Below are 26,508 nucleotides of genomic sequence, written 5' to 3'. Positions count from 1 at the left end.
AGGCCCTAGCTGAATGACGCGAATCATCACGCGCGCTTCCTCCCCCGCCGACGCCGAAGCGCTGATGCGCCACGGCCTGCATCCCGTGATCGCGCGGCTCTACGCGGCGCGCGGCGTGACGTCGCCGGATGAGATCGAGACAGAGTTCAAGCGCCTCCACGCGCCCGTCGGCCTCAAGGGTTGCGACGATGCCGCCGTCGTGCTCGCCGATGCGCTCGCCGCGGGCAAGCGCATGCTCGTCGTCGCCGATTACGACTGCGACGGCGCGACCGCCTGCGCCGTCGCCGTGCGCGGCTTGCGGATGTTCGGCGCGACCGTCGACTATCTGGTGCCGAACCGCTTCGAATACGGCTACGGACTGACGCCCGAGATCGTCGATCTCGCCGGGCGCTCGCCGCTCGGCCCGCCCGATCTGCTGATTACCGTCGATAACGGCATCGCCAGCGTGGAAGGCGTCGCGGTGGCGAACGCGCTCGGCATCGACGTGCTCGTGACCGATCATCACCTTCCCGGCGACGAATTGCCCGCCGCGCGCGCGATCGTCAATCCGAATCAGCCGGGCTGCGGCTTCCCGAGCAAATGCATTGCGGGCGTGGGCGTGATGTTTTACGTGCTGCTCGCGCTGAGGGCCGAATTGCGCCGGCGCGGCGCCTACGAAAACGCGCCCGAGCCGCGTCTGGACGGCCTGCTCGATCTCGTCGCGCTCGGCACGGTCGCGGACGTCGTGAAGCTCGATTCGAATAACCGCATCCTCGTCGCGCAGGGCCTCAAGCGGATTCGCGCAGGCCGCATGCAGCCGGGCATCGCGGCGCTTTTCCGCGCGGCAGCCCGCGATGCGCGCGCCGCATCGGGCTTCGATCTCGGCTTTGCGCTGGGGCCGCGGCTGAACGCGGCGGGCCGGCTGTCGGACATGTCGCTCGGCATCGAATGCTTGACGACCGACGACATCGGCCGCGCATGGGAGCTCGCGCAGCAACTCGATTCGATGAACCGCGAGCGGCGCGAAATCGAAGCCGGCATGCAGCAGCAGGCACTCGCGGAACTGCAAAGTTTCGAGCCGGGCGAGCGCGCGACGCTCACGCTATTCGATCCGGGCTGGCATCAGGGCGTGATCGGCATCGTCGCGGGACGGCTGAAGGAGCGCTTTCACCGGCCGTCGTTCACGTTCGCGCACGCCGACGACGCCGGCACGCTGTCTAAAGGCTCCGGCCGCTCGATTCCGGGCTTCCATCTGCGCGATGCCGTCGATCTGATCAGCAAGCGCGAGCCCGGCCTCATCCACAAGTTCGGCGGCCACGCGATGGCGGCGGGCCTCACGCTCGCCACCGCCGATATCGCGCGCTTCACGGACGCGTTCGAAGCGGTCGGGCGCGAATGGCTGACGGCCGAAGCGCTCGCGCGGACCATCGAGACGGACGGCGAACTGGAAGACGCGTACTTCACGCCGCAATTCGTCGAAATGCTCGATGCCGCCGTCTGGGGTCAGGGATTTCCGGCGCCGACTTTCTCGGGAGAGTTCGACGTCGCATCGCAGGCGCTCGTCAAGGAGAAGCATCTGAAGCTGTCACTCACGCGCGGACGGCAGCGCTTTAACGCGATCTGGTTCAATCACGTCGATCCGTTGCCGCCGCGTGCGACGGTTGCGTACCGGCTCGTCAGCGATTCGTGGAACGGTGTGGCGCGCGTGCAGTTGATCGTGGAGCATGCGACATAATTTGGCGTGGCGGCAAGCCGTGGGATGCGTTTGCCAGCCGATATAATGCCGCGACCCGAACCCGCGTTTCGGGCTTTTTTGAAGGTATGAGGCGGCTGCGTTATGCATGCACCGGCTCATGTTTATTAGAAGTACGAAACAAGAACAGTCGCGGATCATGAGTAACGAGAAAGTCGATTTAAGTCAGGTCACGCTGTGCGCCGTTGATTGCATCAATCCAGTCCTCACAATAAGAGCGCTGCAGAATTCCAGAAGACACTGCCTCTTTGGCGAAACACTTCTGCTGACAGACCAGCACATCGAGTGCGATGCGCGAGTCGCTCTCATTGCCCCTATTCGCAGCAAGCAGGAATACAGTCAGTTCATTCTTAAAGAACTCGGCCAGTACATCACAACGCCCTGGGTGCTGCTCGTTCAGTGGGACGGTTATGTAGTCCGTCCGTCCGCCTGGACAGACGAATTCCTGGCTTACGACTATATCGGCGCGCGCTGGCCCTCTTACTCCGACGGCATGGCCGTCGGAAACGGCGGCTTCTCGCTCCGCTCGAAACGGCTTCTGAATGCGTTGTCGAGCGACAGCGCATTTACGCCCGACGCGACGACCGGCGAAGATGAACTGATCTGCCGCGCATTTCGCCCCGCCTTGGAGACGAACTATGGCATCCGCTTCGCACCTGAGGACGTGGCCGACCGTTTTTCCGTCGAGATAGCCCCGACACCCGGCCCGACCTTCGGCTTCCACGGGCTGTTCAACATGCATCGGCTTCCCGAAGACGACATCTTGTTCGTGACCGAACACGCGCATGAGCGCACGGTCTCCACGAGCGAGTTCATTGGCTTCTGGGCTCGTTGCTCCGCAGGGGGCCGCACCTCCGCGGCTAACCAGATCTACGACCGGATCCGGAAAGTGTTCAGTACGGCAATCATCGAGCATGTTCTTGCGAACAATGGCACCACGGCGGCCGAAGCTGCCGAGCAGGTGGCACGGGCCGAAGCGCTGTACATCGAGAGACAGGCCGTGTCGAATCGCGATTAGCGCCTGACGCGCTCACCCACTGATGTCGCGCCACGGGACGGCGGAGAGATCGCGCAGCGTCAGCCGCCACGCTGGCAAACGCTTCTCCCCCCATTTTCGGTGGCGGCGCAACCGGTGCGGACGCGGGCTGGCGGACGCGAATAACGGTGTCAATCGGCTATAATTGCACCTTTTTACGAAGCCGAAGATCGACAATGGAAGCAGAACGTCTCAACGCGATCGAAAGCCTCCTGGCCGACCTGCGCCGCCGCGCGGACGAGCTACGGGGGTATCTTTGACTACGACGCCAAGTCCGCGCGTCTGATCGAAGTCAACAAGGAACTCGAAGACCCCAACGTCTGGAACGATTCGAAGAACGCCCAGGCGCTCGGCCGTGAGAAGAAGCTGCTTGACGGCGTGGTGACGACGCTCACCGCGCTCGGCAACGATCTTCGCGACGCGCAGGATCTCTTCGACATGGCGCGCGACGAAAGCGACGAAGACACGCTCGTCGCCTGCGAAGCCGACGCGGAAGCGCTCAAGGCGCGCGTCGAGGACATGGAGTTCCGCCGGATGTTCTCGAACCCGGCCGATCCGAACAACTGCTTCATCGACATTCAGGCTGGCGCGGGCGGCACCGAAGCGTGCGACTGGGCGTCCATGCTGCTGCGCCAGTACCTGCGCTACTGTGAGCGCAAGGGCTTCAAGACCGAAGTGCTCGAAGAATCCGAAGGCGATGTCGCCGGCATCAAGAGCGCGACGATCAAGGTCGAAGGCGAATACGCGTACGGCTATCTGCGCACCGAAACCGGCATTCACCGCCTCGTGCGCAAGTCGCCGTTCGATTCGTCGGGCGGCCGGCATACGTCGTTTTCGTCGGTGTTCGTGTATCCGGAAATCGACGATTCGATCGAGATCGAAATCAATCCCGCCGATATCCGCACGGACACGTATCGCGCATCGGGCGCGGGCGGCCAGCACATCAACAAGACGGACTCCGCCGTGCGACTCACGCACGCGCCGACGGGCATCGTCGTGCAGTGCCAGAACGACCGCTCGCAGCACCGCAACCGCGCGGAAGCCATGCAGATGCTGAAGGCGCGTCTCTACGAATTCGAGATGCGCAAGCGCCAGGCCGAACAGGACAAGCTCGAATCGAGCAAGACCGACGTGGGCTGGGGCCATCAGATCCGCTCCTACGTGCTCGACCAGAGCCGCGTGAAGGATCTGCGCACCAGCGTGGAAATGAGCAACACGCGCGCCGTGCTCGACGGCGACCTCGACGACTTCATCAGCGCAAGCCTGAAACAGGGCGTCTAAACCGCCAGCGCGGGTATCGGCTTCGGTATCCGCGTTTTCGTTTCGACTCACCGCGCATCCGCCTCGCTTTAAAAGCCAAGAATCATCATGACCGAACCGACCCAGACGAGCGCCGCTCCCGAACTGGAACACAACCAGATCATCGCCGAGCGCCGCGACAAGCTGCGCGCGCTGCGCGAGCAAGGCATCGCTTATCCGAACGACTTCCGCCCGACGCATCAGGCGGCCGCGCTGCAAAGCGAGTACGCCGACACCGACAAGGAAGCGCTCGAAGCGAATCCCCTGCCCGTCGCGCTCGCCGGCCGCATGATGCTGAAGCGCGTGATGGGCAAGGCCAGCTTCGCGACGGTTCAGGACGGCAGCGGCCAGATTCAGTTCTTCGTCACGCCCGCCGATGTCGGCGCGGACGTGTACGAAGCGTTCAAGAAGTGGGACCTGGGCGACATCATCGCGGCGCGCGGCGTGTTGTTTCGCACGAACAAGGGCGAGCTGTCGGTGCGCTGCACGGAACTGCGGCTGCTGTCGAAGGCGCTGCGCCCGCTGCCTGACAAGTTCCACGGCCTCGCCGATCAGGAAATGCGCTATCGCCAGCGTTACGTCGATCTGATCGTCACGCCTGAATCGCGCAAGACGTTCATGGCGCGCACGAAAGCGGTCACGTCGATCCGCAATTTCATGGCGCAGGCGAACTTCATGGAAGTCGAAACGCCGATGCTGCACCCGATTCCGGGCGGCGCGGCGGCGAAGCCGTTCGTCACGCATCACAACGCGCTCGACATGCAAATGTTCCTGCGCATCGCGCCGGAGTTGTATCTGAAGCGGCTGATCGTCGGCGGCTTCGAGCGCGTGTTCGAGATCAATCGTAATTTCCGGAACGAAGGCGTATCGCCGCGTCACAATCCGGAATTCACGATGATGGAGTTCTACGCGGCGTTCACGGATTATCGCTGGCTCATGGATTTCACCGAGCAACTGATCCGCCAGGCCGCGATCGATGCGCTCGGCACCGCGACCATCACGTATCAGGGCCGCGAACTTGATTTCAGCAAGCCGTTCCATCGCCTGACGATCAATCAGGCGATTCAGAAGTACGCCCCGCAATACACCGACGAGCAGTTGAACGACGGCGTGTTCGTGCGCGCCGAACTGAAGAAATTCGGTGTCGATACGGCGCAGCCCGCGTTTCTCAACGCAGGAATCGGCGCGCTGCAACTGGCGCTCTTCGAAGAGACGGCGGAGTCGCAATTGTGGGAGCCGACGTACATCGTCGATTATCCGATCGAGGTGTCGCCGCTGGCGCGTGAGTCGGACAGCGTGCCGGGCATCACGGAGCGCTTCGAGCTGTTCATCACGGGGCGCGAGATCGCGAACGGTTTTTCGGAACTGAACGATCCGGAAGATCAGGCCGCGCGCTTCCAGAAGCAGGTCGACCAGAAAGACGCTGGCGACGAAGAAGCGATGTATTTCGACGCCGACTACATTCGCGCGCTCGAATACGGCATGCCGCCGACAGGCGGTTGCGGGATCGGCATCGACCGGCTGGTGATGCTGCTGACCGACAGCCCGAGCATTCGCGATGTCATTCTGTTCCCGCATTTGCGGCGGGAAGACTGAGCGGCAAGCTTGGCCGGTTGATGGTGAGAGCGCGTCCTTGGGGGCGCGCTTTTTTTTGCCCTGTGGAGGTTTTTCAAGCGATGCGGTGCGGAGCGTCGAGAAGATGAATTTCGCGTCGCGGCAGGCTTGGTTGCCTGGCACGCGATTTCACGCCCGTTCCTAACTTGCAACGATGTAATTCCAGACTTCGCCACGATGCACAAAACCGTTGAGCATCGTGGCGGCGAAAGATGCACCCCCGCACGCGACCTGCGAATGGCAGTGCCCGCAAGGGCAACAGCGTCCACCGCGTCAGACCGAAAACCAAAGAACCGCGCGTCGTCGATTGAGCAAGCGGAACACCCTTTCTGGTGGCTTTGTGACGGGATCCCAAAGGCCAAAATCGTCGTCGCACACCGCCCCGCATTTATTTCCACACTCGACGCCTGGCATCAGATGTGCTTCCGAGTAAGAAAAACAGTGGTCAAAACCAGCAAAGCTCTAGGCGGAAAATCCCATCAAAATCGATCCGTCTAGCACTTCGCCTCGAACGGAGGTTCAACCATGGATAACGGGACCAACAAGCTCGCGTCCTCCCCCTCTCCCGACGCCAGCCAGCCGCTGCCGCAGCAACGCCGTCTGCATCCACTCGTCGCGACGGCGGCGGGCGCGGTGATCGTCGCAAGTCTTGCCGCTACGGCAGCCATTACCGGCGTATTTCCCAGGGCGTCGAGCACGTCCGCGCAGAATCCGCAGACTCAGACGGCGGCCGTCGCGCAGCAGCACGCAGTGCCCCCCGCCACGCCTGCCGCCGCGCCCGCCCAACCGGTCGTGCAGCAACCCGCCCCGCAGCCCGTGCAACAGGCGCCTGTCCAGCCAGCACCCGCGCAACCGTCCTATGCACAACAGCCGCCGCCGAAAGCGGCGTACTGCTCGACGTGCGGCACCGTCGAATCCATCTCCGCCGTGCGTCGCGAAGGACACGGCACGGGGATCGGTGCGGTCGGTGGCGCGGTGGCCGGGGGTGTCGTCGGCAACCAGTTCGGGCGTGGCGGCGGCCGGACCGCGATGACCCTGCTCGGCGCGCTCGGCGGCGGTCTCGCGGGCAATTCGGTGGAGAAGCACATCCGCAGCGAAACCGATTACTCGGTGCGCGTCAGAATGGAAAACGGCAAGACGCGTTACTTCACGTACAAGCAGCAGCCGCCGTTCGCGCAAGGCCAGCATGTGCGCGTGCGCAACGGCGTGCTGGAAGCGGGTTGACCGATCGACGCGTCAGGCGAAAAAAAGGCGGCGGGTCTTGCGAACCGCCGCCTTGTGCATCGAGTAACGCGCCTCAGTGATCCCGTTGCGAACTGCGCGCGGGATTCGGTTTGCCGCGTATCGCCATGTAGGCCCACCAGACGTAGCCGGACAATCCGTACAGCACGAAGAGGCAGAACAGCATCACAGGCGGATCGGACGATACGAGCACGAACGCCACCACGATCAGCAGCACGCCCGCGAACGGCACGCGATACCGCACGTCGAGCGCCTTGCCGCTGTAGAACGGCGCGTTCGATACCATCGTGACGCCCGCGTAGATCGTCAGCACGAACGCGACCCACGGCAGCCAAACGAGCTTGAGCGGTACGCGGTTGTCGGTGGCGAGCCATACGAAACCGGCGATCAGCGCAGCCGCCGCCGGCGACGGCAAACCCTGAAAATAGCGCTTGTCGACGACGCCGACGTTCGTGTTGAAGCGCGCGAGCCGCAACGCCGCGCCCGAGCAGTAGACGAACGCCGCGAGCCAGCCCCAGCGCCCGAGGTCCTTCAGCACCCATTCGTACATCACCAGCGCGGGCGCGACGCCGAACGACACCATGTCCGAGAGGCTGTCGAACTGCTCGCCGAACGCGCTTTGCGTATGCGTCATGCGGGCGACGCGGCCGTCCATGCCATCGAGGACCATCGCGACGAAAATGGCGATGGCCGCGATCTCGAAGCGCACGTTCATCGCCTGGACGACGGCGAAGAAGCCGCAAAAGAGCGCGGCCGTGGTGAACGCATTCGGCAGCAGATAAATGCCGCGCTTTCGCAGGAACTGCTGCCGCTTCGCGCGCCGCGTCTCCACGACGCCCACGTCCTGAATGGCCTTGTTGCGGCGGAACGCGCGCGGCGGCGTCGCGTTCGCGCGGTTACGGCGCGTCTTGAATGCCGCCATCGGACCCCCCGCGTTATTCTGCGAATTCGGCAAGAATGGTCGACGAGGCGGACACCTTCTCGCCGATCGACACGCGCGGCCGGCTTCCGACCGGCAAATACACATCGACGCGCGAGCCGAAACGGATGAAGCCGTAACGCTGACCGCGCGTAAGCGGCTCGCCGGCGTGCACGTAGCAGAGAATGCGGCGCGCGATCAGACCCGCGATCTGCACCGACGTCACCGTATGCCCAGCCGCCGTGTGCAGGACGATCGCGTTGCGCTCGTTCTCGGTGGACGCCTTGTCGACGGCCGCATTCAGATACGCGCCGGGAAAATACTGAACCTTGCTGATCGCGCCGTCCACGGGCGAACGCTGCGAGTGGACGTTGAACACGTTCATGAACACGCTGATCTTGAGCGCTTCGCGTCCCGCGTACGGATCATGCGCCGTCTCGACCGCGACGATGCGCCCGTCCGCCGGACACAGCACTGCGTTCGGCTGAGTGGGAATGGGCCGCGGCGGATCGCGGAAGAACTGGACGACGAAGATCACGATCAGCCAGAAGAGCCAGGCGAAGCCGAAGCCGCCGATCGCCTGCACGAGAACGGCAACGACGGCCGCGATGGCGATAAACGGCCAGCCTTCGCGGGCAATGATCGGATGAGGATAGTTCATGAACGTGTTCTGTGTTTTATAAAAACCGTAGGATAGCAAAAGCCGCCCGGCGCACAGCGGCTTCCGGGCGGCTTTCGATGCAGCAAGAACCGTGACGCGAGGTCACGCAGACACGTTTAGTTCTTCGACTGGTCGACGAGCTTGTTCTGCGCGATCCACGGCATCATCGCGCGGAGCTTCTCGCCCACTTGCTCGATCTGATGCTCGGCCGTCAGGCGGCGGCGCGATTGCAGCGTCGGCGCACCCGCGCGGTTCTCGATGATGAAGCTCTTCGCGTACTCGCCGGTCTGGATGTCCTTGAGCACGGCCTTCATCGCCTTCTTCGTCTCTTCCGTGACGATGCGCGGACCCGTCACGTACTCGCCGTACTCGGCGTTGTTCGAGATCGAGTAGTTCATGTTGGCGATGCCGCCTTCGTAGATCAGATCGACGATCAGCTTCAGTTCGTGCAGACACTCGAAGTACGCCATTTCCGGCGCGTAGCCCGCTTCGACCAGCGTTTCGAAGCCGGCCTTGATGAGGTCGACGGTGCCGCCGCACAGCACGGCCTGCTCGCCGAACAGGTCGGTTTCGGTTTCTTCACGGAAGTTCGTTTCGATGATGCCGGCACGGCCGCCGCCGTTCGCCGCCGCATACGACAGCGCCACGTCGCGCGCCGAGCCCGACTTGTCCTGCGCGACCGCGATCAGGTGCGGCACGCCGCCGCCCTGGCTGTACGTGTTGCGCACGGTGTGGCCCGGAGCCTTCGGCGCAATCATGATGACGTCCAGATCCGCACGCGGGATCACCTGGCCGTAGTGAACATTGAAGCCGTGCGCGAATGCGAGCGCCGCGCCGTTCTTGGCGTTGGCGTGCACTTCGTTCTTGTACACCTCGGCGATCTGCTCGTCGGGCAGCAGCATCATGACGACATCGGCGCCCTTCACGGCTTCGGCCACTTCCTTCACCGGCAGGCCGGCGTTCTCGGCCTTGCTCCACGAAGCGCCGCCCTTGCGCAGGCCGACCGTCACGTTCACGCCGCTTTCCTTCAGGTTCAGCGCGTGTGCATGGCCTTGCGAGCCATAGCCGATGATGGTCACTTGCTTGCCCTTGATGAGGGAGAGGTCGGCGTCTTTGTCGTAGAAAACTTTCATGGTGGTTCCTTGAGTCCTGATGCGTGAATTGGTGTGCTTGTTTGCGCTGCTAATTGGATGGTCTGGCGGTCAGACCTTGAGGATGCGCTCGCCCCGGCCGATGCCGGAGCTGCCCGTGCGAACCGTCTCGAGGATCGCCGTGGCGTCGAGCGCCTGGATGAACGCGTCGAGCTTGTCGGACGCGCCCGTCAGTTCCATGGTGTAGGTCTTCTCGGTCACGTCGATGATGCGGCCGCGGAAGATATCCGCCATCCGCTTCATTTCTTCGCGTTCCTTGCCGACCGCCCTTACCTTGATGAGCATCAGCTCGCGCTCGATGTGGGCGCCCTCTGTCAGGTCGACCACTTTCACCACCTCGATCAGGCGGTTCAGGTGCTTCGTGATCTGTTCGATCACGTCGTCCGAGCCAATGGAGACGATGGTGAGCCGCGACAGCGAACTGTCTTCGGTCGGCGCCACCGTCAGCGTTTCGATGTTATAGCCGCGCGCGGAAAAGAGCCCGACGACACGCGATAACGCGCCCGGCTCGTTTTCCAGCAGTACGGAGATGATGTGTTTCATGTGTCTTTTCCCGATGTGGTTCCAGTCAAAGCCCGTCTGTGAAACCCGCGCGCCACGCATGTCCTTTGTGAAGACAGGCGCGCGCGAGCCTCGCGAGACGAACCCGCGTTATAGATCCTCAGACCCGAGCAGCATTTCCGTGATGCCTTTACCGGCTTGCACCATCGGGAATACGTTTTCGGTGGGATCGGTCTGGAAGTCGAGAAACACGGTGCGATCCTTCAGGCGCAGCGCTTCCTTCAGCGCCGGCTCGACATCCGCGGTCTTTTCGACGCGAATGCCGACATGACCGTACGCCTCGGCGAGCTTCACGAAATCAGGCAACGCGTCCATGTACGAACTGGAGTAGCGCTTCTTGTATTCGATCTGCTGCCATTGGCGAACCATGCCGAGATAGCGGTTGTTCAGCGAAATGATCTTGACGGGCGTGTTGTACTGCTTGCAGGTCGACAGCTCCTGAATGCACATCTGGATGGAGCCTTCGCCCGTGATGCAGACGACTTCCTCGTCCGGATAGGCCATCTTCACGCCCATCGCGGCGGGCAGGCCGAAGCCCATCGTGCCGAGACCGCCCGAGTTGATCCAGCGGCGCGGCTTGTTGAACGGATAGAACTGCGCCGCCCACATCTGGTGCTGGCCGACGTCCGAACAGACGAACGCGTTGCCGTCGGTAAGCTCCGCGAGCTTTTCGACGACGTACTGCGGCTTGATGATCTCGCTCTTGCGGTCGTACGCGAGACAGTCCTTCGCGCGCCAGCTTTCAATGTCGTCCCACCATTGCTTGAGCGCCTGCGTGTCCGGACCGTGCTCCGCGTGCTGAAGCTGCTCGATCAGTTCCTTCAGGACTTCCTTCACGTCGCCGACGATCGGAATGTCCACCTTCACGCGCTTCGAAATGGACGACGGATCGACGTCGATATGGATGATCTTGCGCGGCGACGACGCGAAATGCTTCGGATCGCCGATCACGCGGTCATCGAAACGCGCGCCGATGGCGATCAGCACGTCGCAGTGCTGCATCGCCATGTTAGCTTCGTACGTGCCGTGCATGCCGAGCATGCCGAGGAACTTCTTGTCGCTCGCGCGGTAGCCGCCGAGGCCCATCAGCGTGTTGGTGACCGGATAGCCGAGCAGATCGGCGAACTGGTTCAGCTCGCGCGACGCATCCGCGAGGATGATGCCGCCGCCGGTATAGATATACGGGCGCTTCGCCGACAGCAGCAATTGCACCGCCTTGCGAATCTGGCCGGAGTGGCCCTTCGTCACCGGGTTGTACGAGCGCAGCGACACGCTCTTGACCGGTTCGTACCGGCACGGCGCCTTCGACACGTCTTTCGGAATGTCGATCAGCACCGGACCCGGACGGCCTGTGCGGGCAATGTAGAACGCTTTCTTGATGGTGGCGGCGAGATCGCGCACGTCCTTCACGAGGAAGTTGTGCTTCACGCAGGGACGCGTGATGCCGACGGTGTCGCATTCCTGAAAGGCGTCGAGGCCGATGGCCGCAGTGGGCACCTGCCCGCTGATGACGACGAGCGGAATGGAATCCATGTAGGCCGTCGCGATGCCGGTGACGGCATTGGTGACGCCCGGACCCGAAGTCACGAGGCATACGCCGACCTTGCCGGTGGAACGCGAATAGGCGTCCGCGGCGTGCACGGCGGCTTGCTCGTGGCGCACGAGAATGTGTTGAATCTGGTCCTGCTTGTACAGCTCGTCGTAGATGTAGAGTACCGAGCCGCCGGGATAGCCCCAGATGAACTCGACGTTCTCGTCGGCGAGCGCGCGCATGAGCACGGTCGCGCCGATAGAGTCAGCGTCGTGGGGAGGAGTGGTATCCGACGTGGAGAATTCCGCGCTAGGCATATTCATTCATCACCTTTCGAATTTTCGGCAAAAAATTGATCGGGTGCTCTCTGCCGGGCTTGTGGCTCGGGTTCAAGCGGCGCGTCTTGGTTTGACAGGCGTGCTTCTTGGGCTCGCCTCAAAGCAGACATTTCACTTTATGATGCGAGTCAGAAAAGATAGCCCGGTTTCGCGCATCGGGTCAAGCAAAAATTTTCCGATCATTGCGCGTCAGGCTTGCGGACTGGGTTTCAATCGTCCGGACCATGCGCCTATCCGGCAACAAATCGTCCCGATTCGTCCGGGCGCGGCGAAAATTTGCTAGCATCCGCAGGTTTCCCTGCAACTCCCTATTCTCTTTCGACGCAATTCGCTGCGCCGGGTCCCCAACGGATGGCATCAGACAAGGAACTCGCCGACTTCCTGGCGGGCGTCGAAAGACGCGCGTTCAAGCAGACCGTCTACACCGTACGCGATGACGACGCGGCGCTCGATATCGTGCAGGACGCGATGATCAAGCTCGCCGAAAAATACGGCGACCGTCCGTCCGCCGAGCTTCCGCTTTTGTTCCAGCGTATCCTTCAAAATGCGACGCACGACTACTTTCGCCGCCAGAAAGTCCGCAACACCTGGGTGAGCCTGTTTTCGTCGTTCGGCAGCGCGGACGACGACGAATTCGATCCGCTCGAAACGCTGGAAGCGCAAGGCGGCGGCACGGGCACCGAAAGCAGCGAGAACAGGCTGGAGCGCGAACAGGTGCTGAATCTGATCGACGCGGAGATTCAGAAATTGCCGGCGCGTCAACGAGAAGCTTTTCTCATGCGTTACTGGGAAGATATGGATGTCGCCGAGACGGCCGCCGCGATGGGCTGCTCCGAGGGCAGCGTGAAGACGCACTGTTCACGCGCCACGCACGCGCTCGCTCAAGCCCTGAAAGCCAAAGGGATCACGCTATGAGTTCCGCTCCTGAATTAAACGAAAACGAGTTCGCGCTGAAAGTCATTCGCGCGCTCGACGAAAATGCGTCGAATATTCCGGCCGCTGCGAGCGACCGCCTTGCGCTTGCGCGCCGGGCGGCGCTCGCGCGCAAGAAGCCGGAGAAAGTACCCGTCGCCGCCTTTACGCCGGCCTTTACGCCCGCGTTCGCCGGCGCGGCGGGCGGCCTGGGCAACGCCGGCGGGTCCGGCGGCGAGCCTTCGCACAAGAGCCTGTTCGCGCGGATCGGCGGTTTCGGGCTGGCGTTGCCGGTGCTCGCGCTCGCCGTCGCGCTGGCGGGCGTCGCGTATTGGGAAGATCAGGAACGCAAGGCCGAACTCGCGGATATCGACGCGGCCATGATGAGCGACAGCCTGCCGCTCGACGCCTATCTCGACCACGGGTTCAACGCATACCTGACGCGCAATCACTAAGCATCGGCCAACGAGCAACGCACATAGCGGGGGAATTTTCGGGTGAGTTACAAGCGCGGTCTCGCGATTGTTTTTGGCTGCGCGATTGCGGGTATGGTCGCGTTCGCCGCCACTTACCCGCGTTTCTACTCGTCCCCCGCCTCCCCCGCTTCCGTGGCCGCGCCCATCGGGGCGAGCGCCGCCGCTGACAGTGACGTCCTGCCCCTCGCCGCCCTGTCGGCGAATCCGCTCTCCTGGAACCGCCTGACCGAGGCGCAGCATGTCGCGCTCGCGCCGTTCGCTACGCAGTGGGATTCCTTCAGCGACGAGCGCAAGCAGAAGTGGCTGAGGATCGCGTCGCGCTATCACCGGATGTCGCCGGAAGCGCAGAAGCGCCTGCAGCAGCGCATGCAGGAATGGGTTCGCATGACGCCCGACGAACGCAAGGTCGCGCGGGAAAATTATCAGGTCTCGAAGTCGGTGCCGCTCGATAAGCGCGAGCGCGCGTGGGACGCGTACCAGAAGCTCCCTGAAGAACAGAAGAAGAAGCTCGCCGCGAGCGAGCACAATCGCCGTCCGACTGTCGTCAGCGCGCCGCCAACAGGCAAGACCGAGGTCAAGGACATCAACCGCCTCGTCACCGCACGCGAGCAGGGTCACGCCGCCGGGCACGCGCAAGGCGAATCGGGCGCATCGGCGTCGCCGTCCGCAGTGCCGCCGCTGCCGGGCATCCCCAACGCGGCGAGCATCGTGCCCGCCACGCCGATTCCCGTTTCGCCGCAGCAAGCGCCGTCGATGTACAACGGCTCGTGAGCGCGCGATGAACGCCGACACGACCGTCCCGCCGCTTTGCGCGCCCGCGCTGCGCCGCCGCCTCGCGACGATGATCTACGAAGGCGTCATCCTGTTCGGCGTCGTGTTCATCGCCGGCTATCTGTTCAGCACGCTCACGCAGCAGCGCAACGGCCTAACGCATCACAACCTGCTGGCGTCGTGGATCGGCATCGTGCTTGCCGCCTACTTCGTATGGTTCTGGACGCACGGCGGACAGACCTTGCCGATGAAAACCTGGCGCATGAAAGTCGTCGATGCGCACGGTCAGCCGGTCAAGCCCGGCCGCGCCCTCGCGCGTTACGCCCTCGCGTGGCTCTGGTTCCTGCCGCCGCTCGCGCTGCATCCGCTGATGTCGCTGGCCGTGCCGCAAACGCTCGTCGTGTTCGGCGTCTGGGTGACGCTGTGGGCCGCCGCCGTGCGGCTCGATCCAGCGCGCCAGTTTCTGCACGATCGTCTCGCGGGCACGCGCATCGTCGCCACACACGCAAGCACCGCGAAATAATTGCCGCGTAATAAGAAGTTCTCGTGACCGTCATGGCTCCGTCACGGCCGCATGGCGCAATGCGCATACCGAAACCCGATGCGCGAGCCAATGCCTTCCAACTCGTCAGTCACGCCGGCAATCGATTCCTCCTCGGCTTACTGGTTCCGCAGCACCGGATTCACGCTGCCGTCCAGTCCGCCCGACACCACCGAGCCGGTCACTGAAGGCGATTCCCCGGACGGTCCGCACCGCTACCGGACGATCTGGCTTTCCGATATTCACCTCGGCTCAGGCGGCTGCCAGGCGCCTTATCTGCTCGATTTTCTGCGGCATCACGAGTCGGACTATCTATATCTCGTCGGCGACATCATCGACGGATGGCAGCTTCGCAAAGGCTGGTTCTGGCCGCAGGCGCACAACGACGTCGTGCAGAAAATCCTGCGCAAGGCGCGCAAAGGCACGCAGGTTGTCTACATTCCCGGCAATCACGACGAAGCCGCCCGCCAGTTCTGCGATCTCGCGTTCGGCGACATTCACGTGCGCGGCGAAGCGTTCCACACGACGCTCGCGGGCAAGCGCCTGTGGATCGTGCACGGCGATCTTTTCGATGGCGTCATCCAGCACGCGAAGTGGCTCGCCTATCTCGGCGATACCGCCTACACCGCGATTCTCCTGCTCAACCGCTGGTTCAATCGCGTGCGCACGAAGCTGGGCTTCGATTACTGGTCGCTCTCGCAGTATCTGAAGCATCAGGTCAAGAACGCTGTCAGCTTCATTTCGCAGTTCGAACGAGTGATGACCGATGAAGCCCGCCGGCGCGGCTGCGACGGCGTCGTGTGCGGCCATATCCACAAGGCGGAAATCCGCGACATCGACGGCATTCTCTATTGCAACGACGGCGACTGGGTCGAAAGCCTCTCCGCGCTCGTCGAGACCCACGACGGCGAGCTGAAGATCGTCTACTGGACCGTCATGCGCGCGTCCGGTCAACGCCCCGCCACCACGCACGCGACGGTTTGAACGTACGCGTCATCCAATCCGGGACTGCTATGAAAATCATGATCGTGACCGATGCATGGGAGCCGCAGGTCAACGGCGTCGTGCGGACGCTGAAGAACACGCGCAAGGAATTGATGGCGCTGGGGCATCGCGTGGAGATGCTCACGCCGCTCGAATTCAGGACCATTCCCTGCCCCACTTATCCCGAGATTCGCCTCTCGCTGATGCCGCGCCGCCGCGTGGCCGAGCGCATCGACACATTCGATCCGGACGCGCTGCACATCGCCACCGAAGGCCCGCTCGGGCTCGCGGCGCGCGCCTATGCGTTGCGTCACAAGCTGCCGTTCACGACCGCGTACCACACACGCTTTCCCGAATACGTGAAGGCGCGTTTCGGCATTCCGCTCGCGGCGACGTATCGGTTTCTGCGATGGTTTCATCGGCCCTCGCAAGCGGTGATGGCGCCGACGCCCGTCGTCAAGAATGATCTCGAGCACTACGGATTCACGAACGTCGTGCTGTGGACGCGCGGGGTCGATCTCGACATCTTTCATCCGATGGACTCGAAAGTGCTCAACACCGCGCGGCCGATCTTCCTTTACGTGGGGCGCGTGGCCGTCGAAAAGAACGTCGAGGCGTTTCTCAAACTCGATCTGCCCGGCTCGAAGTGGGTCGCGGGCGAAGGGCCGGCGCTCGCGGAACTGAAGTCGCGCTATGCGGGCGTGAACTATCTCGGCGTGCTGTCGCAGCCGGAGCTTGCCAAGGTCTATGCCGCCGCCGATGTGTTCGTGTTCCCGAGCCGCACCGATACCTTCGGCCTCGTGCTGCTCGAAGCGCTGGCCTGCGGCACGCCCGTGGCGGCGTTTCCGGTGACGGGCCCGATCGACGTGCTTGGTCAGCACGGCCCCGGCGCGCTCAACGAGGACTTGCGCGAAGCCTGCCTGCAGGCGCTGACGATCGATCGCGCCGATGCGCGCGCGTGGGCCGAACGCTTCTCGTGGCGCGCGGCGTCGGAGCAGTTTGCCTCGCATTTGCGGCGATTCGAGCCGCGCGCGCCGAGTTCCGACCGGGCGGCTGCATGACGCGTCGCGCGCTCGCCGACGACCGCGCCGAAGACGACGAAGCGGAACGCGTCGAACCGCTCGGCCCCGACGACCTGCCCTTCAATCCGTACAAAGGCAATCGCGGCGTCACTCGCGCATGGCACGCGATGAAGAACTCGATCTCCGGGTTGCGCGTCGCGATTCGCGAGGAAAGTGCTTTTCGGCAGGAGTTGACGCTCGCCGCGATCCTGCTGCCGTGCAGCGTCGTCGTGCCGGTCGTTCCGGTCGAGCGCGCGGCGCTGGTTGCGTCGGTGCTGCTCGTGCTCATCGTCGAGTTGCTCAATTCGAGCGTCGAGGCGGCCATCGACCGCATCTCGCTCGAACGGCACGAACTCTCGAAGCGCGCGAAAGACTTCGGCAGCGCCGCCGTGATGGTAGCGCTGGGCGCGTGCGTGCTCACGTGGACGCTGATCCTATGGCCGCTTGCGCCGGCACTTGCCGCGTGGCTCGCAGAGTCCGCGAAGTGATGGCACCGAACTTTGCTCCATCTCAGAAAAGGGAAGCGCCTGCCCGAGAGTCAAGCCCGGGCAGGCAAAGACGCGGTTTATAATCGTCCGATATTCTCAAAAATAGCAACGGAAGCGGACGGGAGCACTCTCTGCACGCCCGCGCGAGCCGGATGCCAAGGTCGGACGACATGGAAGCGAAACCTCCCCGCCGCACCCGCGAACGGATTCTCGAGCTGTCACTGAAGTTGTTCAACGATATCGGCGAGCCGAACGTCACGACGACGACCATCGCCGAGGAAATGGAAATCAGTCCAGGCAATCTGTACTACCATTTCCGCAACAAGGACGACATCATCAACAGCATCTTCGCTCAGTTCGAGCAGCAGATTCAGAAGCGGCTGCGCTTTCCGGACGATCATCGTCCGACGATCGACGAGATGTGGTCCTATCTGCAGTACATGGCCGATTTTCTGTGGGCGTACCGGTTCCTGTATCGCGACCTGAACGACCTGCTCGCGCGCAACCGCACCCTCGAGACGCATTTCAAGCAGATCATCACGCACAAGGTGCGCTTTGCCGGCCAGTTGTGCGAGGCGCTCGTCGCCGATGGCGAGATGGTCGCGACGCCCGATGAGATCAAGGTGATCGCGACGAACATCGGCGTGATCTCGACGTACTGGCTGTCGTATCAGTACGTGATGAACCCGCGCAAGTACAACGATCAGGAAGCGATCCGCGCGGAACTGCATCAGGCGAGCCTGCACATCATTTCGATCATGGCGCCGTATCTGCGCGGCCGCTCGCGTCAGCTTTTCGATGACCTGGTGTCCGGTAAACTGGCCAAGCGCGAATATGCGGACTTTCTGCCGCCGCGCGACGATGCCTCTGCCGCATCGAAGACCGAAACACCAAAGGATTCCCGATAATGAAGGCAGTCTGTGTCTACTGCGGCTCCGCGACCGGAGCCCGCCGCGTCTATGCCGAAGCGGCCAAAGCGTTTGGCCGCGCGCTCGTCGAAGCCAATCTGTCGCTCGTGTATGGCGGCGGCCGTGTCGGCTTGATGGGCCTCATCGCCGATGAAGTGCTCGCCGCTGGCGGACGCGCGGTCGGCGTCATCCCGGAGTTGCTGCTCGCGAAGGAAGTGGGCCATACGGATCTCACCGAACTGCACGTCGTGCCTGACATGCACGAGCGCAAGAAAAAAATGGCCGATCTCGCCGACGCGTTCGTCGCGATGCCCGGCGGCGTCGGCACCTTCGAAGAGTTCTTCGAGGTCTACACGTGGGCGCAGCTCGGCTATCACCAGAAGCCGGTCGGCCTGTTGAACGTGAACGGCTATTTCGAGCCGCTGATGTCGATGCTTCGCCATACCGTCGACGAAGGCTTCATGCGCAAGCCGTATCTGGACTTCATCCAGATCGCCGCCGAACCCGGCGGGATGATCGCGAAGCTCGAAGCGTACACGCCGCCCGCCCACGACAAGTGGACGCAAAACCGCAACGTCGTTTGAGGATCGAATCGATGTCCAAAGTCATCCTGATCACCGGGGCAAGCCGCGGCATCGGCCGTTCGGCTGCGATTCTCGCGGGCGCGCGCGGCTGGTCGGTCGGCGTCAACTTTGCGACGAACGCTAGTGCCGCCGATGAAACCGTCGCCGCCGTGCAGGCCGCGGGCGGCAAGGCCATCGCCATTCAGGGCGACGTTTGCGACGAAGCCGCGACCATCGCGATGTTCGACGCCACCGAAGAGGCGTTCGGCCAGCTCGATGGCGTGGTGAACAACGCGGGCATCGTCGCGCCGGGGTCGGCGCTGGCGGACATGGACGTCGCCCGTCTGAAGCGCATTTTCGACACCAACGTGCTCGGCGCTTATCTGTGCGCGCGCGAAGCGGCACGGCGTCTCTCGCGCTCGCGCGGCGGCAAGGGCGGCGCGATCGTGAACGTGTCGTCGGCGGCGGCGCGGCTGGGCGCGCCGAACGAATATGTCGACTATGCCGGCTCGAAAGGCGCGATCGACGTGCTGACCATCGGGCTGTCGAAGGAACTCGGGCCGCAAGGCGTGCGCGTGAACGCGATCCGCCCCGGCCTTATCGAAACCGAGATTCACGCGAGCGGCGGAAAGCCGGATCGCGCGCAGGTGCTCGGGGTGCAGACGCCGCTCGGGCGGGCGGGCACGGCGGACGAAGTCGGGGAATCGATCGTGTGGCTGTTGTCGGATGCGTCGTCGTATGTGACGGGAGCGATCGTCGATGTGACGGGCGGGCGGTGATCGCAGAGCAGCGCGTCACGTCGGCTCGGGCGCGAATCCAACCCGATACCCGCGTTGGACAAGCATCTGCGCGAAATCCATCTCGCGTAACGCTGACGCGACCGTGCTTCGCGGCGACGGATAGTGCACAGTCGGCGGATCAATGCCGACGAGACGGCGCCATTTACCGTGATGGCCGAAAAGCCGCGAGAGATCGGCGCCTACGTGCAGACTTCCGCTGTCTTCCATGGCGAACTGCGTGCAGAGATTGAGCGGCGCAAAGCGGATGCCGACTGCTTCCAGTTGCGGTCTCAGCAGGCAGGTGAGTTGCACGTCTTCGTTCGTCGGATCGGCAACCCAAAACGGTTTGAATGGATCCGTGAGATAGCCGTCGGGCGGTACGACGACGACCTGTATTTCCGGGTGTGTGAACAGCGTCTGCATCATGCGGCGGCTACGCAAGCTGAATCCGCCGTTCAGTATGGGCAGGACGGAATGGCCGGGCTTATTCAGGAAAGGCAACCAGGAAAATTCGTCCATCCACCGTGTGCCTTCGGGCGAATGAACGCGCGCGAGATGAACCGGCGCGCCGATATAGTCGTATTCAAAGTATTCGTCGCGCCAGTTCGCGCCATCCAGCACCCACCCATCATCCTGCACGACGAGCGCGTAGTCGGTCTCGACGAAATGCCAGAGGACGAACATCATGAACCAGCTGTATTCGATGTAGCTCATCGGCGCGATGGCCTCGTGCCGGATGCTCGCTGGCAGATCGGCGGGCGCGTGAGGACAACATAGCACTGCGCGTGCGCCCGGCATGTTGCGCTGACTGAGCGTCAGGGCATAGGCGGCACTTTGCGCATCGGACACACCGGTTACGGCAATGAGCGTAATGCGGCTGAAGGCTGAGTGGGACATGGTGCGGCATTCATCGAGAAGAGCAGCCGCTCAGGATAAATCCGGGCAGCACATGCAGACTACTGGCTGCAGTGCCCGACGTCCATGCCGAAATGTGAAATTTCAGCCGGGCGCGATGCTTCGCATCAGAACCCTCCATGCTTCGCGAGCCACGCCTCTTCCTCCGCCGAAGTCTCGCGCCCAAGACTGCGGTTGCGATGCGGAAATCTCCCGAACCGTGCGATCACGTCCGCATGCTCCACCGCCGATTCGTAGAAGCTCGCGACACCCGTCTCGTCTTTCAGCTTCTCGAAGAGACGCAGCGATTCGCGCTGGCTCGGCATCGTTTCATCGTGTTCGAACGGCATATACGCGAACGCGCGATGGTACGCAGTCGGCAAACGCAGATCGTCGCCCTTCTCGACCATCGATGCAGCCAGCGCGAGCGCCCGCCGATCGCCCGCGAACGCACGCGGTGTATTGCGATGGCAATTGCGCGACAACTGATCCAGCAGCACGATCAGCGCGAGCGCGCCAAGCGGCGTGCGCTCCCAATCGCGTAAGCCGCCCGCCTGCGCTTCGTCGAGCAGCGGACCGAAACGCTCGCTGAGCATCGCGTCGAACGCGCGCTTTTTCGTCCACCATTGCTTGCGCTCGGTCCCGAACTCGGGTGATCCCGCAATGCCGAACCACGCGTCGAGAACCGCCTGCGCGCGGGGATCGATGCTCAAGCCAGTTCCAGTACGAGCCGTCGCGTCCGCGCGCTCTTCTTCTCGAGCTTCGCGATGCGCAGCCCGCCGATCTCGCCGGTATTGCGCACATGCGTGCCGCCGCACGGCTGCAAATCCACGTTCTCGATGCGCAGGAGCCGCACGCGGCCGAGACCCATCGGCGGCTTCACGCTCATCGTGCGAACGAGTTCGGGGCGCGCGGCCATTTCGTCGTCGGTGATCCATTCGGTGCGCACGTCGTGCGATCCGCCGATCAGCTCGCGCAGTTTCGTCTCCACGTCTTCCCGCTCGATCGGTTCGACGGTGGCGAGATCGAGCCGCGCGTAATCCATCGTGATGCTGCAGCCATCGACCGGATACGGCAGCACGGCGCAAATCAGGTGGCTCGCCGTATGCAGCCGCATATGCCGATATCGCCGCTCCCAGTCGATTTCCGCGCTCACCCTGTCACCCGCCTTCAGCTTCGCGAGCGCGTCTTCCTGGCCGGGCGCGGGCACGTGCACGGCGGCGTCGGGCGTCGCGCCTTCGAACTTCGCCTTGCGCGTGTCGGCGATGGCGATGATCGTGCCGTCCGCGAGCGTCAGCGTGCCGGCATCGCCGGCCTGACCGCCGCCGAGCGGATAGAACACGGTCTGATCGAGATGGATGCCCGCTTCGTCGATCGCGGTGATGATCGCGTCGCAGCGCGTTTGATAGGCGTCCTCGCGAAAGAGTGCGCGTGTGCTCATGACTTCATGTCCTCGATTGGCTTGCCGGTAATCGACAGATGATGCCGCAAACGAACGCGGACTCGCCCGATACAAAAGCAGGCGATTCAACCGGGACGGTTGCGCATCCAGTCGGCGGTATCGAAGAAGGAAGTCAGCAGGCGTTCGCGCAGCGGCTCGGGCAGGCCGATGTCTTCCATCGCCCAGGCCATGCAGCGCAGCCATTGATCGCGCTCGGCGGATGCAATCGCGAACGGCAGATGCCGCGCCCGCAAGCGCGGATGCCCGAAGCGGCTGATGTAGTGATCCGGCCCGCCCATCCAGCCGCACAGGAACCAGAAGGTCTTGTCGCGCGAATTGTCGAGCGTCGGCGGATGCAGCGCGCGGATGCCCGCGAACTCCGGCTCCAGGTCCATCAGATCATAGAAACGGTCGACGAGCGCACGCACGCGCTCCTCGCCGCCGACCAGCTCGAACGCGGTCGGCGCGTTGTCGCGATTGCTCGTTTCGTCGCCGGAGGATGGTTGGTTCACTTCGCTCATTGCTTTGCTTTCTACGAAAAACTACGCGTCACGCAAGGATTGCAGCGCCGGACGCGCCAGCACGCGGCGCAGGCTCATCCAGCCGCCTAGCCCCGCGCACGCGATGCCCGCGACGATGCCCGCCGGCACGAGCCACGGATTGAAATCGATATGGAATTCGAACACGCGCGAGGCCAGCACGTAACCGATGCCTTGCGCGCCGAGCGCGGCCATCAGCCCCGCGAGCGCGCCGACCGCGACGAATTCCGCGACCTGCACCGACCGCACCTGCCGATGCGACGCGCCGAGCGCCCGCAACAGCGCCGATTCACGCATGCGCTCGTCGCGCGTGCCCGCGAGCGCCGCGTACAGCACGAGCACCCCCGCCGCCAGCGTGAACAGGAACAGGAACTGGACCGCGCCGATCACCTGCGCGAGCGTGCGCTGAATCTGCGCGAGGATCGGCGCGGTATCGATGGCCGTCACGTTAGGGTAAGCCGCGATCAGGCCGTCGATCATGCGCTGGTCGTCGGCGGGCAGATGAAAGCTCGTGATGAACGTCGCGGGCAGATCGGCGAGCGCCTCGGGCGGCATCAGCACGAAAAAGTTGACCTTGAACGAATTCCAGTCGACCTTGCGCAGGCTCGTCACGGGCGCTTCCACCGGCAGACCGGCGACATCGAAGCGCAGCACGTCGCCCATTTTGACGCGGATGGTCTTCGCGATGCCCTCTTCGATCGACACCTGCGGCTTCACGCTCGTGCCGAACCACGCGCCCTGCGTCACGCGGTTGTCGTCCGGCAAGGCGGTCGTGTAAGAGAGGTTGAACTCGCGGTCGACGAGCCGCTTGGCATCGGCTCTTTCGTAGCTGTCCGGGTTGACCGGCTTGCCGTTGATCGAGACGAGACGCGCGCGCACCATCGGCGATAGCGCGGCCTGCGGCTGACCGTGTCCATGCAGATAGGCGAGCACGCCGTCGCGCTGCTCCGGCTGGATGTCGATCAGGAATTCGTTGGGCGCGTCGGGCGGCGTGGCGTCGCGCCATCCCTTGATGAGATCGTTGCGCGTCATCGCGATCAGCAACAGGCACATCAACCCGATGCCGAGCGCGGTGATCTGCAACGCGCTCGCCCCGCTGCGCCGCTCCAGCGACGCGAGCGCATAGCGCCAGCCGACGCCCGCGCGGCTCTTCTCGCGCCGTACGAAGCGCGCCGCCGCCCACAGCGCCGCCCGCGCGATCGCGCCGAACAGCAACAGCCCCGCCGCGAAGCCGCCCGCGACGATGCCGCCGAGCTTCCATTCCCCCGCCGCGATGACGAGCAGCCCCGCGAACAGCAGCACGCCGACACCGTAGGCCGCGTAAGCGACGCGCCCGGCGTCGCCGAGTTCGCGGCGGATCACGTGGACCGGCGGCACGCGCGTGAGCGGCAACAGCGGCGGCAGCGCGAAGCCGAGCAGCAGCACGAGCCCCATCGCGATGCCTTCGAGCGCCGGCCAGACGCTCGCTCGCGGCAGTTCGACATCGACGAGCGAGCCGAGCCAGTGCAGCAACACGAGATGGCCGATGAAGCCGAGCGCGATGCCCGCCGCGCTGCCGATCACGCCGATCGCCAGGAATTCGTTCAGGAAGAGTGCGCGCAGCGTGCGCTGGCTGACGCCCAGACAGCGCATCGCGGCGCAGCCCTCGAGGTGGCGTCGCGCGAAGCGGTGCGCGGCCATCGCGATGGCGACCGCCGCGAGCAGCGCCGTCAACAGCGATACCAGCGTCAGGAAGTGGCTCGCGCGGTCGATCGTCTGCCGCACTTGCGGCTGACCATCCGACAGCGATTCGAGCGACACGCCGCGCAGCTTGCCGCCGTCGGTCTTGTCGCGGGCGAACTGCGCGAAGCGCTCCACTTGCGCGTCCGGCCCGGCTACGAGCAGCCGATAGGTCACACGGCTTCCATACCCGAGCAGGCCCGTCCCGGCGATTTCATCGGCGCGCATCATCAGACGCGGCGAAAAGTTGACGAACGAGAAGCCGCGATCCAGCTCCCGCGTAATGACGGCGGCCACCGTGAAGGTCCGCGTGCCGACTTTGACCGTCCCGCCGACTTTGGTCTTCAGTGCATCGAGCAGCGCCGGATCGACCCAGACCGTGCCTGGCGCGGGAATGCCTTGCGCGGGCGCGTCGGGCGTATCGGGCGCCGGCGCGATGCGCAGCGCCCCGCGCAGCGGATAGCCGGCCGTCACGCCCTTGATCGCCGCGAGTCGCGACAACGGTTCGCGCGATGTCCCGCTGATCATGCTCGGGAAGATGGTCGTGCCGGCGGTCTCCAGCCCGAGCGAGCGAGCTTGCGCGGCGAAGGTCGCATCGACGGGATGATCGGCGCGCACGACGAAATCGGCTGCAATCATCTGACGGCCATCGCGCGCGAGGCCCTGACGCATGCGATCCGCGAGAAAGCCGACGCTCGACAGCGCCGCGACGGCCAGCACCAGCGCGAGCAGCAGCATCGTCAGTTCGCCGGCGCGCCAGTCGCGTGCGGTCATGCGCCACGCCTGGCGCACGGTCTGCAGGAAGTCGAGTCCGGCTGTCGGATGCGTTTCGTGGAGAGAGGGCGACGCTTTGGCCGCGGGTTTGTCGTTACGGGCCGCGGTGCTCAATCGTGCTTGCTCCGCAGTCGGCTGATCGGATGGTGCGTGCCCGGCATCATGTGCTTCGCCATGCGCAGCACGCCGCCGTGCACGCCGCGCACGAGACGCGGCAGCGCCCAACCGGCGACGATGAGGAACGCGATCAGCATGACGAGGAAGAGCAAGGGCAGGAAGAACGCGAGCGCGAGACCGCCGAGCGCGCCGACGTCTTCGGTGGCGGACGCCGCCCAGTTCGACACCGGTTCCGGCGACAGATTGATGAGCGCGCGCGTGCCGGCCTTCGCGAAGTGCGACGCCCCGGCGAGCGTGCCGCCCGCGAGCGCCGCGACGGTGAGCATGGCGGGATCGGCGTGACCGAGCGAGCCGGCGGCGAGCACGGCGCCGGCGGGAATGCGGATCAGCGTGTGGACGGCGTCCCAGAGCGAATCGAGCGCGGGAATTTTATCGGCGAGGAATTCGACGACCGTGAGGAAGCCTGCGACGCCGATGACCCATGGCGAGGCGAGGACTGCGAGGGAATCCGGCAGGTGGATGAGGCCGATGCGCTCGAACAGGCCGGCGATGAAGACGGTGAGGTACAGGCGCAGCCCGCTCGCCCATGAGAGGCCTGCGGCGAGCGAAAGTGACTCTAGCATTGCTGTCTCCTGTCGGCCGGAGTTAGCGCTTTAGCGCTTACTCCAGCCCCATGCAAAGCTGTCGACGGCAGTTAGCGCTTTAGTGCTTACTGGCGTCCCATGCAAACTTGTCGGCCGGAGTGAGTGCTTGAGCGCTTACCCCGACCCCATGCAAACTTGTCGACGCCAGTCAGCGCTTCAGCGCCTACTGCCGCCCCATACAGCGCTGTCGGCCTGAGTTGGCGCTTGAGCGCCTGCTTCGGCCCCAAGCAAAACCGTCAACGAACTGACCGCCCAACCGCCCAACCGCCCTCGAACCAATATTAAGACGGATCTGAGACCATTATATCCACGCAAAAAGCGCGCGGTGCACCGGGCATCCAAGCCATTACCGTTCCCGGCACCACCGCCCGCCCCGCCGTCAAGCGCAGCTATGCAACGACTCAATGTCCCGACGTCATCTTGAGGCCAACCAGCCCCGCGATAATCAGCACCGCACTGGCGATGCGCCCTGCCGACACCGCCTCGCCCATGAACACGATGCCGAACACGAACGCGCCGACCGCGCCGATGCCGGTCCACACCGCATAGGCGGTGCCGAGCGGCAACTGGCGCATGGCCATGGCGAGCAGCACGAAGCTGCCGGCGGCGGTGATGAGCGTGAAGACGGACGGCCCGAGCCTGGTGAAGCCCTCGGACGATTTGAGCCCGGCGGCCCACGCAACTTCGAGCAAACCGGCGATGAAAAGAAGGATCCAGGACACGGGGTGGACTCCCTGTAGAAGCGGGGCCGTCCCCGATGAGTCGAAGCGCGTGCGGTCGTCCGGCACGGCTATAGCTAAAGCGAAAATCAAC

Annotated in this window: 27 protein-coding genes; 15 read left to right on the top strand and 12 right to left on the bottom strand. The window is 64.0% G+C overall.

Translation table 11 applies throughout. The annotated features are described in order from the left end of the window. The first annotated feature begins 13 nt into the window (after nucleotides 1-13). The 5 genes from recJ to LDZ21_RS04900 all read left to right on the top strand — a co-directional run bounded on the left by recJ (nucleotide 14) and on the right by LDZ21_RS04900 (nucleotide 6,905). On the top strand, nucleotides 14-1,714 hold the full coding sequence (recJ, locus tag LDZ21_RS04920) for a single-stranded-DNA-specific exonuclease RecJ (RefSeq protein WP_244794451.1): 1,701 nt from the start codon (nucleotides 14-16) through the stop codon (nucleotides 1,712-1,714). 157 nt (nucleotides 1,715-1,871) lie between these two features. Continuing rightward, the gene (locus LDZ21_RS04915; protein WP_244794450.1) at nucleotides 1,872-2,750 is read left to right on the top strand and encodes a DUF5672 family protein; all 879 of its coding nucleotides are present in this window, start codon (nucleotides 1,872-1,874) and stop codon (nucleotides 2,748-2,750) included. A 194-nt stretch (nucleotides 2,751-2,944) separates the two neighbouring features. Then, nucleotides 2,945-4,049 (top strand): peptide chain release factor 2 gene (gene prfB / locus LDZ21_RS04910; RefSeq protein WP_174447175.1). Its coding sequence is split into 2 segments (ribosomal slippage): nucleotides 2,945-3,016 and nucleotides 3,018-4,049, totalling 1,104 coding nucleotides; the frame shifts between segments, so codons are not numbered across the junction. An 87-nt stretch (nucleotides 4,050-4,136) separates the two neighbouring features. After that, on the top strand, nucleotides 4,137-5,663 hold the full coding sequence (gene lysS / locus LDZ21_RS04905; protein WP_244794449.1) for a lysine--tRNA ligase: 1,527 nt from the start codon (nucleotides 4,137-4,139) through the stop codon (nucleotides 5,661-5,663). Between the two features lie 543 nt (nucleotides 5,664-6,206). After that, nucleotides 6,207-6,905, top strand: coding sequence for a glycine zipper 2TM domain-containing protein (locus LDZ21_RS04900; protein ID WP_244794447.1), 699 nt, complete (start codon nucleotides 6,207-6,209; stop codon nucleotides 6,903-6,905). A gap of 73 nt (nucleotides 6,906-6,978) precedes the next feature. On the opposite strand, the gene pssA is transcribed toward LDZ21_RS04900, so the two are convergent. The 5 genes from pssA to LDZ21_RS04875 all read right to left on the bottom strand — a co-directional run bounded on the left by pssA (nucleotide 6,979) and on the right by LDZ21_RS04875 (nucleotide 12,069). Beyond that, on the bottom strand, nucleotides 6,979-7,845 hold the full coding sequence (gene pssA, locus LDZ21_RS04895; RefSeq protein ID WP_035959456.1) for a CDP-diacylglycerol--serine O-phosphatidyltransferase: 867 nt from the start codon (nucleotides 7,843-7,845) through the stop codon (nucleotides 6,979-6,981). Between the two features lie 13 nt (nucleotides 7,846-7,858). After that, nucleotides 7,859-8,503, bottom strand: a complete 645-nt coding sequence (locus LDZ21_RS04890) for a phosphatidylserine decarboxylase (RefSeq protein ID WP_244794445.1) — start codon at nucleotides 8,501-8,503, stop codon at nucleotides 7,859-7,861. Nucleotides 8,504-8,619: 116 nt separating this feature from the next. Further along, on the bottom strand, nucleotides 8,620-9,636 hold the full coding sequence (gene ilvC, locus LDZ21_RS04885) for a ketol-acid reductoisomerase (protein WP_035959458.1): 1,017 nt from the start codon (nucleotides 9,634-9,636) through the stop codon (nucleotides 8,620-8,622). Between the two features lie 69 nt (nucleotides 9,637-9,705). After that, nucleotides 9,706-10,197 carry an acetolactate synthase small subunit gene (ilvN, locus tag LDZ21_RS04880; protein WP_008341906.1) on the bottom strand — a complete coding sequence of 164 codons (492 nt, stop codon included), beginning with the start codon at nucleotides 10,195-10,197 and terminating at the stop codon, nucleotides 9,706-9,708. A gap of 108 nt (nucleotides 10,198-10,305) precedes the next feature. Further along, on the bottom strand, nucleotides 10,306-12,069 hold the full coding sequence (locus LDZ21_RS04875; RefSeq protein WP_035959460.1) for an acetolactate synthase 3 catalytic subunit: 1,764 nt from the start codon (nucleotides 12,067-12,069) through the stop codon (nucleotides 10,306-10,308). Between the two features lie 366 nt (nucleotides 12,070-12,435). Between LDZ21_RS04875 and LDZ21_RS04870 the strand changes: the two genes are divergently transcribed. The 10 genes from LDZ21_RS04870 to LDZ21_RS04825 all read left to right on the top strand — a co-directional run bounded on the left by LDZ21_RS04870 (nucleotide 12,436) and on the right by LDZ21_RS04825 (nucleotide 19,567). Further along, the gene (locus LDZ21_RS04870; protein ID WP_244794444.1) at nucleotides 12,436-12,999 is read left to right on the top strand and encodes an RNA polymerase sigma factor; all 564 of its coding nucleotides are present in this window, start codon (nucleotides 12,436-12,438) and stop codon (nucleotides 12,997-12,999) included. Then, nucleotides 12,996-13,451 (top strand): DUF3619 family protein, encoded by a 456-nt coding sequence (locus LDZ21_RS04865; protein WP_244794443.1) that lies wholly within the window; start codon nucleotides 12,996-12,998, stop codon nucleotides 13,449-13,451. Before LDZ21_RS04870 ends, LDZ21_RS04865 begins: the two co-directional genes overlap by 4 nt. Before the next feature lie 42 nt (nucleotides 13,452-13,493). Then, complete coding sequence (locus LDZ21_RS04860; protein ID WP_244794442.1) at nucleotides 13,494-14,243, top strand: DUF3106 domain-containing protein; 750 nt, start codon at nucleotides 13,494-13,496, stop codon at nucleotides 14,241-14,243. Between the two features lie 7 nt (nucleotides 14,244-14,250). Further along, nucleotides 14,251-14,766, top strand: a complete 516-nt coding sequence (locus LDZ21_RS04855; protein WP_244794441.1) for an RDD family protein — start codon at nucleotides 14,251-14,253, stop codon at nucleotides 14,764-14,766. A 90-nt stretch (nucleotides 14,767-14,856) separates the two neighbouring features. Beyond that, entirely contained in the window at nucleotides 14,857-15,768 is a 912-nt protein-coding gene (locus LDZ21_RS04850; protein WP_244794440.1) for a UDP-2,3-diacylglucosamine diphosphatase, read from the top strand. A gap of 29 nt (nucleotides 15,769-15,797) precedes the next feature. After that, nucleotides 15,798-16,829 (top strand): glycosyltransferase family 4 protein, encoded by a 1,032-nt coding sequence (locus LDZ21_RS04845; protein ID WP_244794438.1) that lies wholly within the window; start codon nucleotides 15,798-15,800, stop codon nucleotides 16,827-16,829. Beyond that, nucleotides 16,826-17,317, top strand: coding sequence for a diacylglycerol kinase (locus LDZ21_RS04840; RefSeq protein WP_244794437.1), 492 nt, complete (start codon nucleotides 16,826-16,828; stop codon nucleotides 17,315-17,317). Before LDZ21_RS04845 ends, LDZ21_RS04840 begins: the two co-directional genes overlap by 4 nt. A 170-nt stretch (nucleotides 17,318-17,487) precedes the next feature. Further along, the gene (locus LDZ21_RS04835) at nucleotides 17,488-18,225 is read left to right on the top strand and encodes a TetR/AcrR family transcriptional regulator (protein WP_244794436.1); all 738 of its coding nucleotides are present in this window, start codon (nucleotides 17,488-17,490) and stop codon (nucleotides 18,223-18,225) included. Then, nucleotides 18,225-18,809 (top strand): LOG family protein, encoded by a 585-nt coding sequence (locus LDZ21_RS04830; protein ID WP_244794435.1) that lies wholly within the window; start codon nucleotides 18,225-18,227, stop codon nucleotides 18,807-18,809. The genes LDZ21_RS04835 and LDZ21_RS04830 overlap by 1 nt, the downstream gene beginning before the upstream one ends. A gap of 11 nt (nucleotides 18,810-18,820) precedes the next feature. Beyond that, the gene (locus LDZ21_RS04825; protein WP_244794434.1) at nucleotides 18,821-19,567 is read left to right on the top strand and encodes an SDR family oxidoreductase; all 747 of its coding nucleotides are present in this window, start codon (nucleotides 18,821-18,823) and stop codon (nucleotides 19,565-19,567) included. Between the two features lie 15 nt (nucleotides 19,568-19,582). Here LDZ21_RS04825 and LDZ21_RS04820 read toward each other — a convergent pair whose 3' ends face one another. From LDZ21_RS04820 to sugE, 7 genes are all read right to left on the bottom strand, one after another. Beyond that, nucleotides 19,583-20,464, bottom strand: a complete 882-nt coding sequence (locus LDZ21_RS04820; protein WP_244794433.1) for a DUF5672 family protein — start codon at nucleotides 20,462-20,464, stop codon at nucleotides 19,583-19,585. Nucleotides 20,465-20,589: 125 nt separating this feature from the next. After that, nucleotides 20,590-21,168, bottom strand: a complete 579-nt coding sequence (locus LDZ21_RS04815) for a DUF924 family protein (RefSeq protein WP_244794766.1) — start codon at nucleotides 21,166-21,168, stop codon at nucleotides 20,590-20,592. Nucleotides 21,169-21,170: 2 nt separating this feature from the next. Then, nucleotides 21,171-21,902 carry an alanyl-tRNA editing protein gene (locus LDZ21_RS04810; protein ID WP_244794432.1) on the bottom strand — a complete coding sequence of 244 codons (732 nt, stop codon included), beginning with the start codon at nucleotides 21,900-21,902 and terminating at the stop codon, nucleotides 21,171-21,173. A gap of 86 nt (nucleotides 21,903-21,988) precedes the next feature. Beyond that, nucleotides 21,989-22,423 (bottom strand): group II truncated hemoglobin, encoded by a 435-nt coding sequence (locus LDZ21_RS04805; RefSeq protein ID WP_244794431.1) that lies wholly within the window; start codon nucleotides 22,421-22,423, stop codon nucleotides 21,989-21,991. Between the two features lie 21 nt (nucleotides 22,424-22,444). Then, nucleotides 22,445-24,934, bottom strand: a complete 2,490-nt coding sequence (locus LDZ21_RS04800) for an ABC transporter permease (protein ID WP_244794765.1) — start codon at nucleotides 24,932-24,934, stop codon at nucleotides 22,445-22,447. 110 nt (nucleotides 24,935-25,044) lie between these two features. Continuing rightward, nucleotides 25,045-25,674: a DUF4126 domain-containing protein gene (locus LDZ21_RS04795; protein ID WP_035959477.1), complete on the bottom strand. Its 630-nt coding sequence runs from the start codon at nucleotides 25,672-25,674 to the stop codon at nucleotides 25,045-25,047. A 422-nt stretch (nucleotides 25,675-26,096) separates the two neighbouring features. Continuing rightward, nucleotides 26,097-26,417 (bottom strand): quaternary ammonium compound efflux SMR transporter SugE, encoded by a 321-nt coding sequence (gene sugE, locus LDZ21_RS04790; protein WP_035959833.1) that lies wholly within the window; start codon nucleotides 26,415-26,417, stop codon nucleotides 26,097-26,099. Nucleotides 26,418-26,508 lie beyond the last annotated feature (91 nt).

The sequence above is a fragment of the Caballeronia grimmiae genome (assembly GCF_022879615.1).
Taxonomy (GTDB): domain Bacteria; phylum Pseudomonadota; class Gammaproteobacteria; order Burkholderiales; family Burkholderiaceae; genus Caballeronia; species Caballeronia grimmiae.
The sequence above is the reverse complement of the archived record's forward strand: the minus strand, read 5'-3'. Positions and strand labels throughout refer to the sequence as shown.

Excerpts from the sequence above, each read along its gene's own strand:
- recJ (WP_244794451.1), top strand. The coding sequence starts at position 14 with ATGACGCGAATCATCACGCGCGCTTCCTCCCCCGCCGACGCCGAAGCG.
- LDZ21_RS04915 (WP_244794450.1), top strand. The coding sequence starts at position 1,872 with ATGAGTAACGAGAAAGTCGATTTAAGTCAGGTCACGCTGTGCGCCGTT.
- lysS (WP_244794449.1), top strand. The coding sequence starts at position 4,137 with ATGACCGAACCGACCCAGACGAGCGCCGCTCCCGAACTGGAACACAAC.
- LDZ21_RS04900 (WP_244794447.1), top strand. The coding sequence starts at position 6,207 with ATGGATAACGGGACCAACAAGCTCGCGTCCTCCCCCTCTCCCGACGCC.
- pssA (WP_035959456.1), bottom strand. The coding sequence starts at position 7,845 with ATGGCGGCATTCAAGACGCGCCGTAACCGCGCGAACGCGACGCCGCCG.
- LDZ21_RS04890 (WP_244794445.1), bottom strand. The coding sequence starts at position 8,503 with ATGAACTATCCTCATCCGATCATTGCCCGCGAAGGCTGGCCGTTTATC.
- ilvC (WP_035959458.1), bottom strand. The coding sequence starts at position 9,636 with ATGAAAGTTTTCTACGACAAAGACGCCGACCTCTCCCTCATCAAGGGC.
- ilvN (WP_008341906.1), bottom strand. The coding sequence starts at position 10,197 with ATGAAACACATCATCTCCGTACTGCTGGAAAACGAGCCGGGCGCGTTA.
- LDZ21_RS04875 (WP_035959460.1), bottom strand. The coding sequence starts at position 12,069 with ATGAATATGCCTAGCGCGGAATTCTCCACGTCGGATACCACTCCTCCC.
- LDZ21_RS04870 (WP_244794444.1), top strand. The coding sequence starts at position 12,436 with ATGGCATCAGACAAGGAACTCGCCGACTTCCTGGCGGGCGTCGAAAGA.
- LDZ21_RS04865 (WP_244794443.1), top strand. The coding sequence starts at position 12,996 with ATGAGTTCCGCTCCTGAATTAAACGAAAACGAGTTCGCGCTGAAAGTC.
- LDZ21_RS04855 (WP_244794441.1), top strand. The coding sequence starts at position 14,251 with ATGAACGCCGACACGACCGTCCCGCCGCTTTGCGCGCCCGCGCTGCGC.
- LDZ21_RS04850 (WP_244794440.1), top strand. The coding sequence starts at position 14,857 with ATGCCTTCCAACTCGTCAGTCACGCCGGCAATCGATTCCTCCTCGGCT.
- LDZ21_RS04845 (WP_244794438.1), top strand. The coding sequence starts at position 15,798 with ATGAAAATCATGATCGTGACCGATGCATGGGAGCCGCAGGTCAACGGC.
- LDZ21_RS04840 (WP_244794437.1), top strand. The coding sequence starts at position 16,826 with ATGACGCGTCGCGCGCTCGCCGACGACCGCGCCGAAGACGACGAAGCG.
- LDZ21_RS04835 (WP_244794436.1), top strand. The coding sequence starts at position 17,488 with ATGGAAGCGAAACCTCCCCGCCGCACCCGCGAACGGATTCTCGAGCTG.
- LDZ21_RS04830 (WP_244794435.1), top strand. The coding sequence starts at position 18,225 with ATGAAGGCAGTCTGTGTCTACTGCGGCTCCGCGACCGGAGCCCGCCGC.
- LDZ21_RS04825 (WP_244794434.1), top strand. The coding sequence starts at position 18,821 with ATGTCCAAAGTCATCCTGATCACCGGGGCAAGCCGCGGCATCGGCCGT.
- LDZ21_RS04820 (WP_244794433.1), bottom strand. The coding sequence starts at position 20,464 with ATGTCCCACTCAGCCTTCAGCCGCATTACGCTCATTGCCGTAACCGGT.
- LDZ21_RS04810 (WP_244794432.1), bottom strand. The coding sequence starts at position 21,902 with ATGAGCACACGCGCACTCTTTCGCGAGGACGCCTATCAAACGCGCTGC.
- LDZ21_RS04805 (WP_244794431.1), bottom strand. The coding sequence starts at position 22,423 with ATGAGCGAAGTGAACCAACCATCCTCCGGCGACGAAACGAGCAATCGC.
- LDZ21_RS04800 (WP_244794765.1), bottom strand. The coding sequence starts at position 24,934 with ATGACCGCACGCGACTGGCGCGCCGGCGAACTGACGATGCTGCTGCTC.
- LDZ21_RS04795 (WP_035959477.1), bottom strand. The coding sequence starts at position 25,674 with ATGCTAGAGTCACTTTCGCTCGCCGCAGGCCTCTCATGGGCGAGCGGG.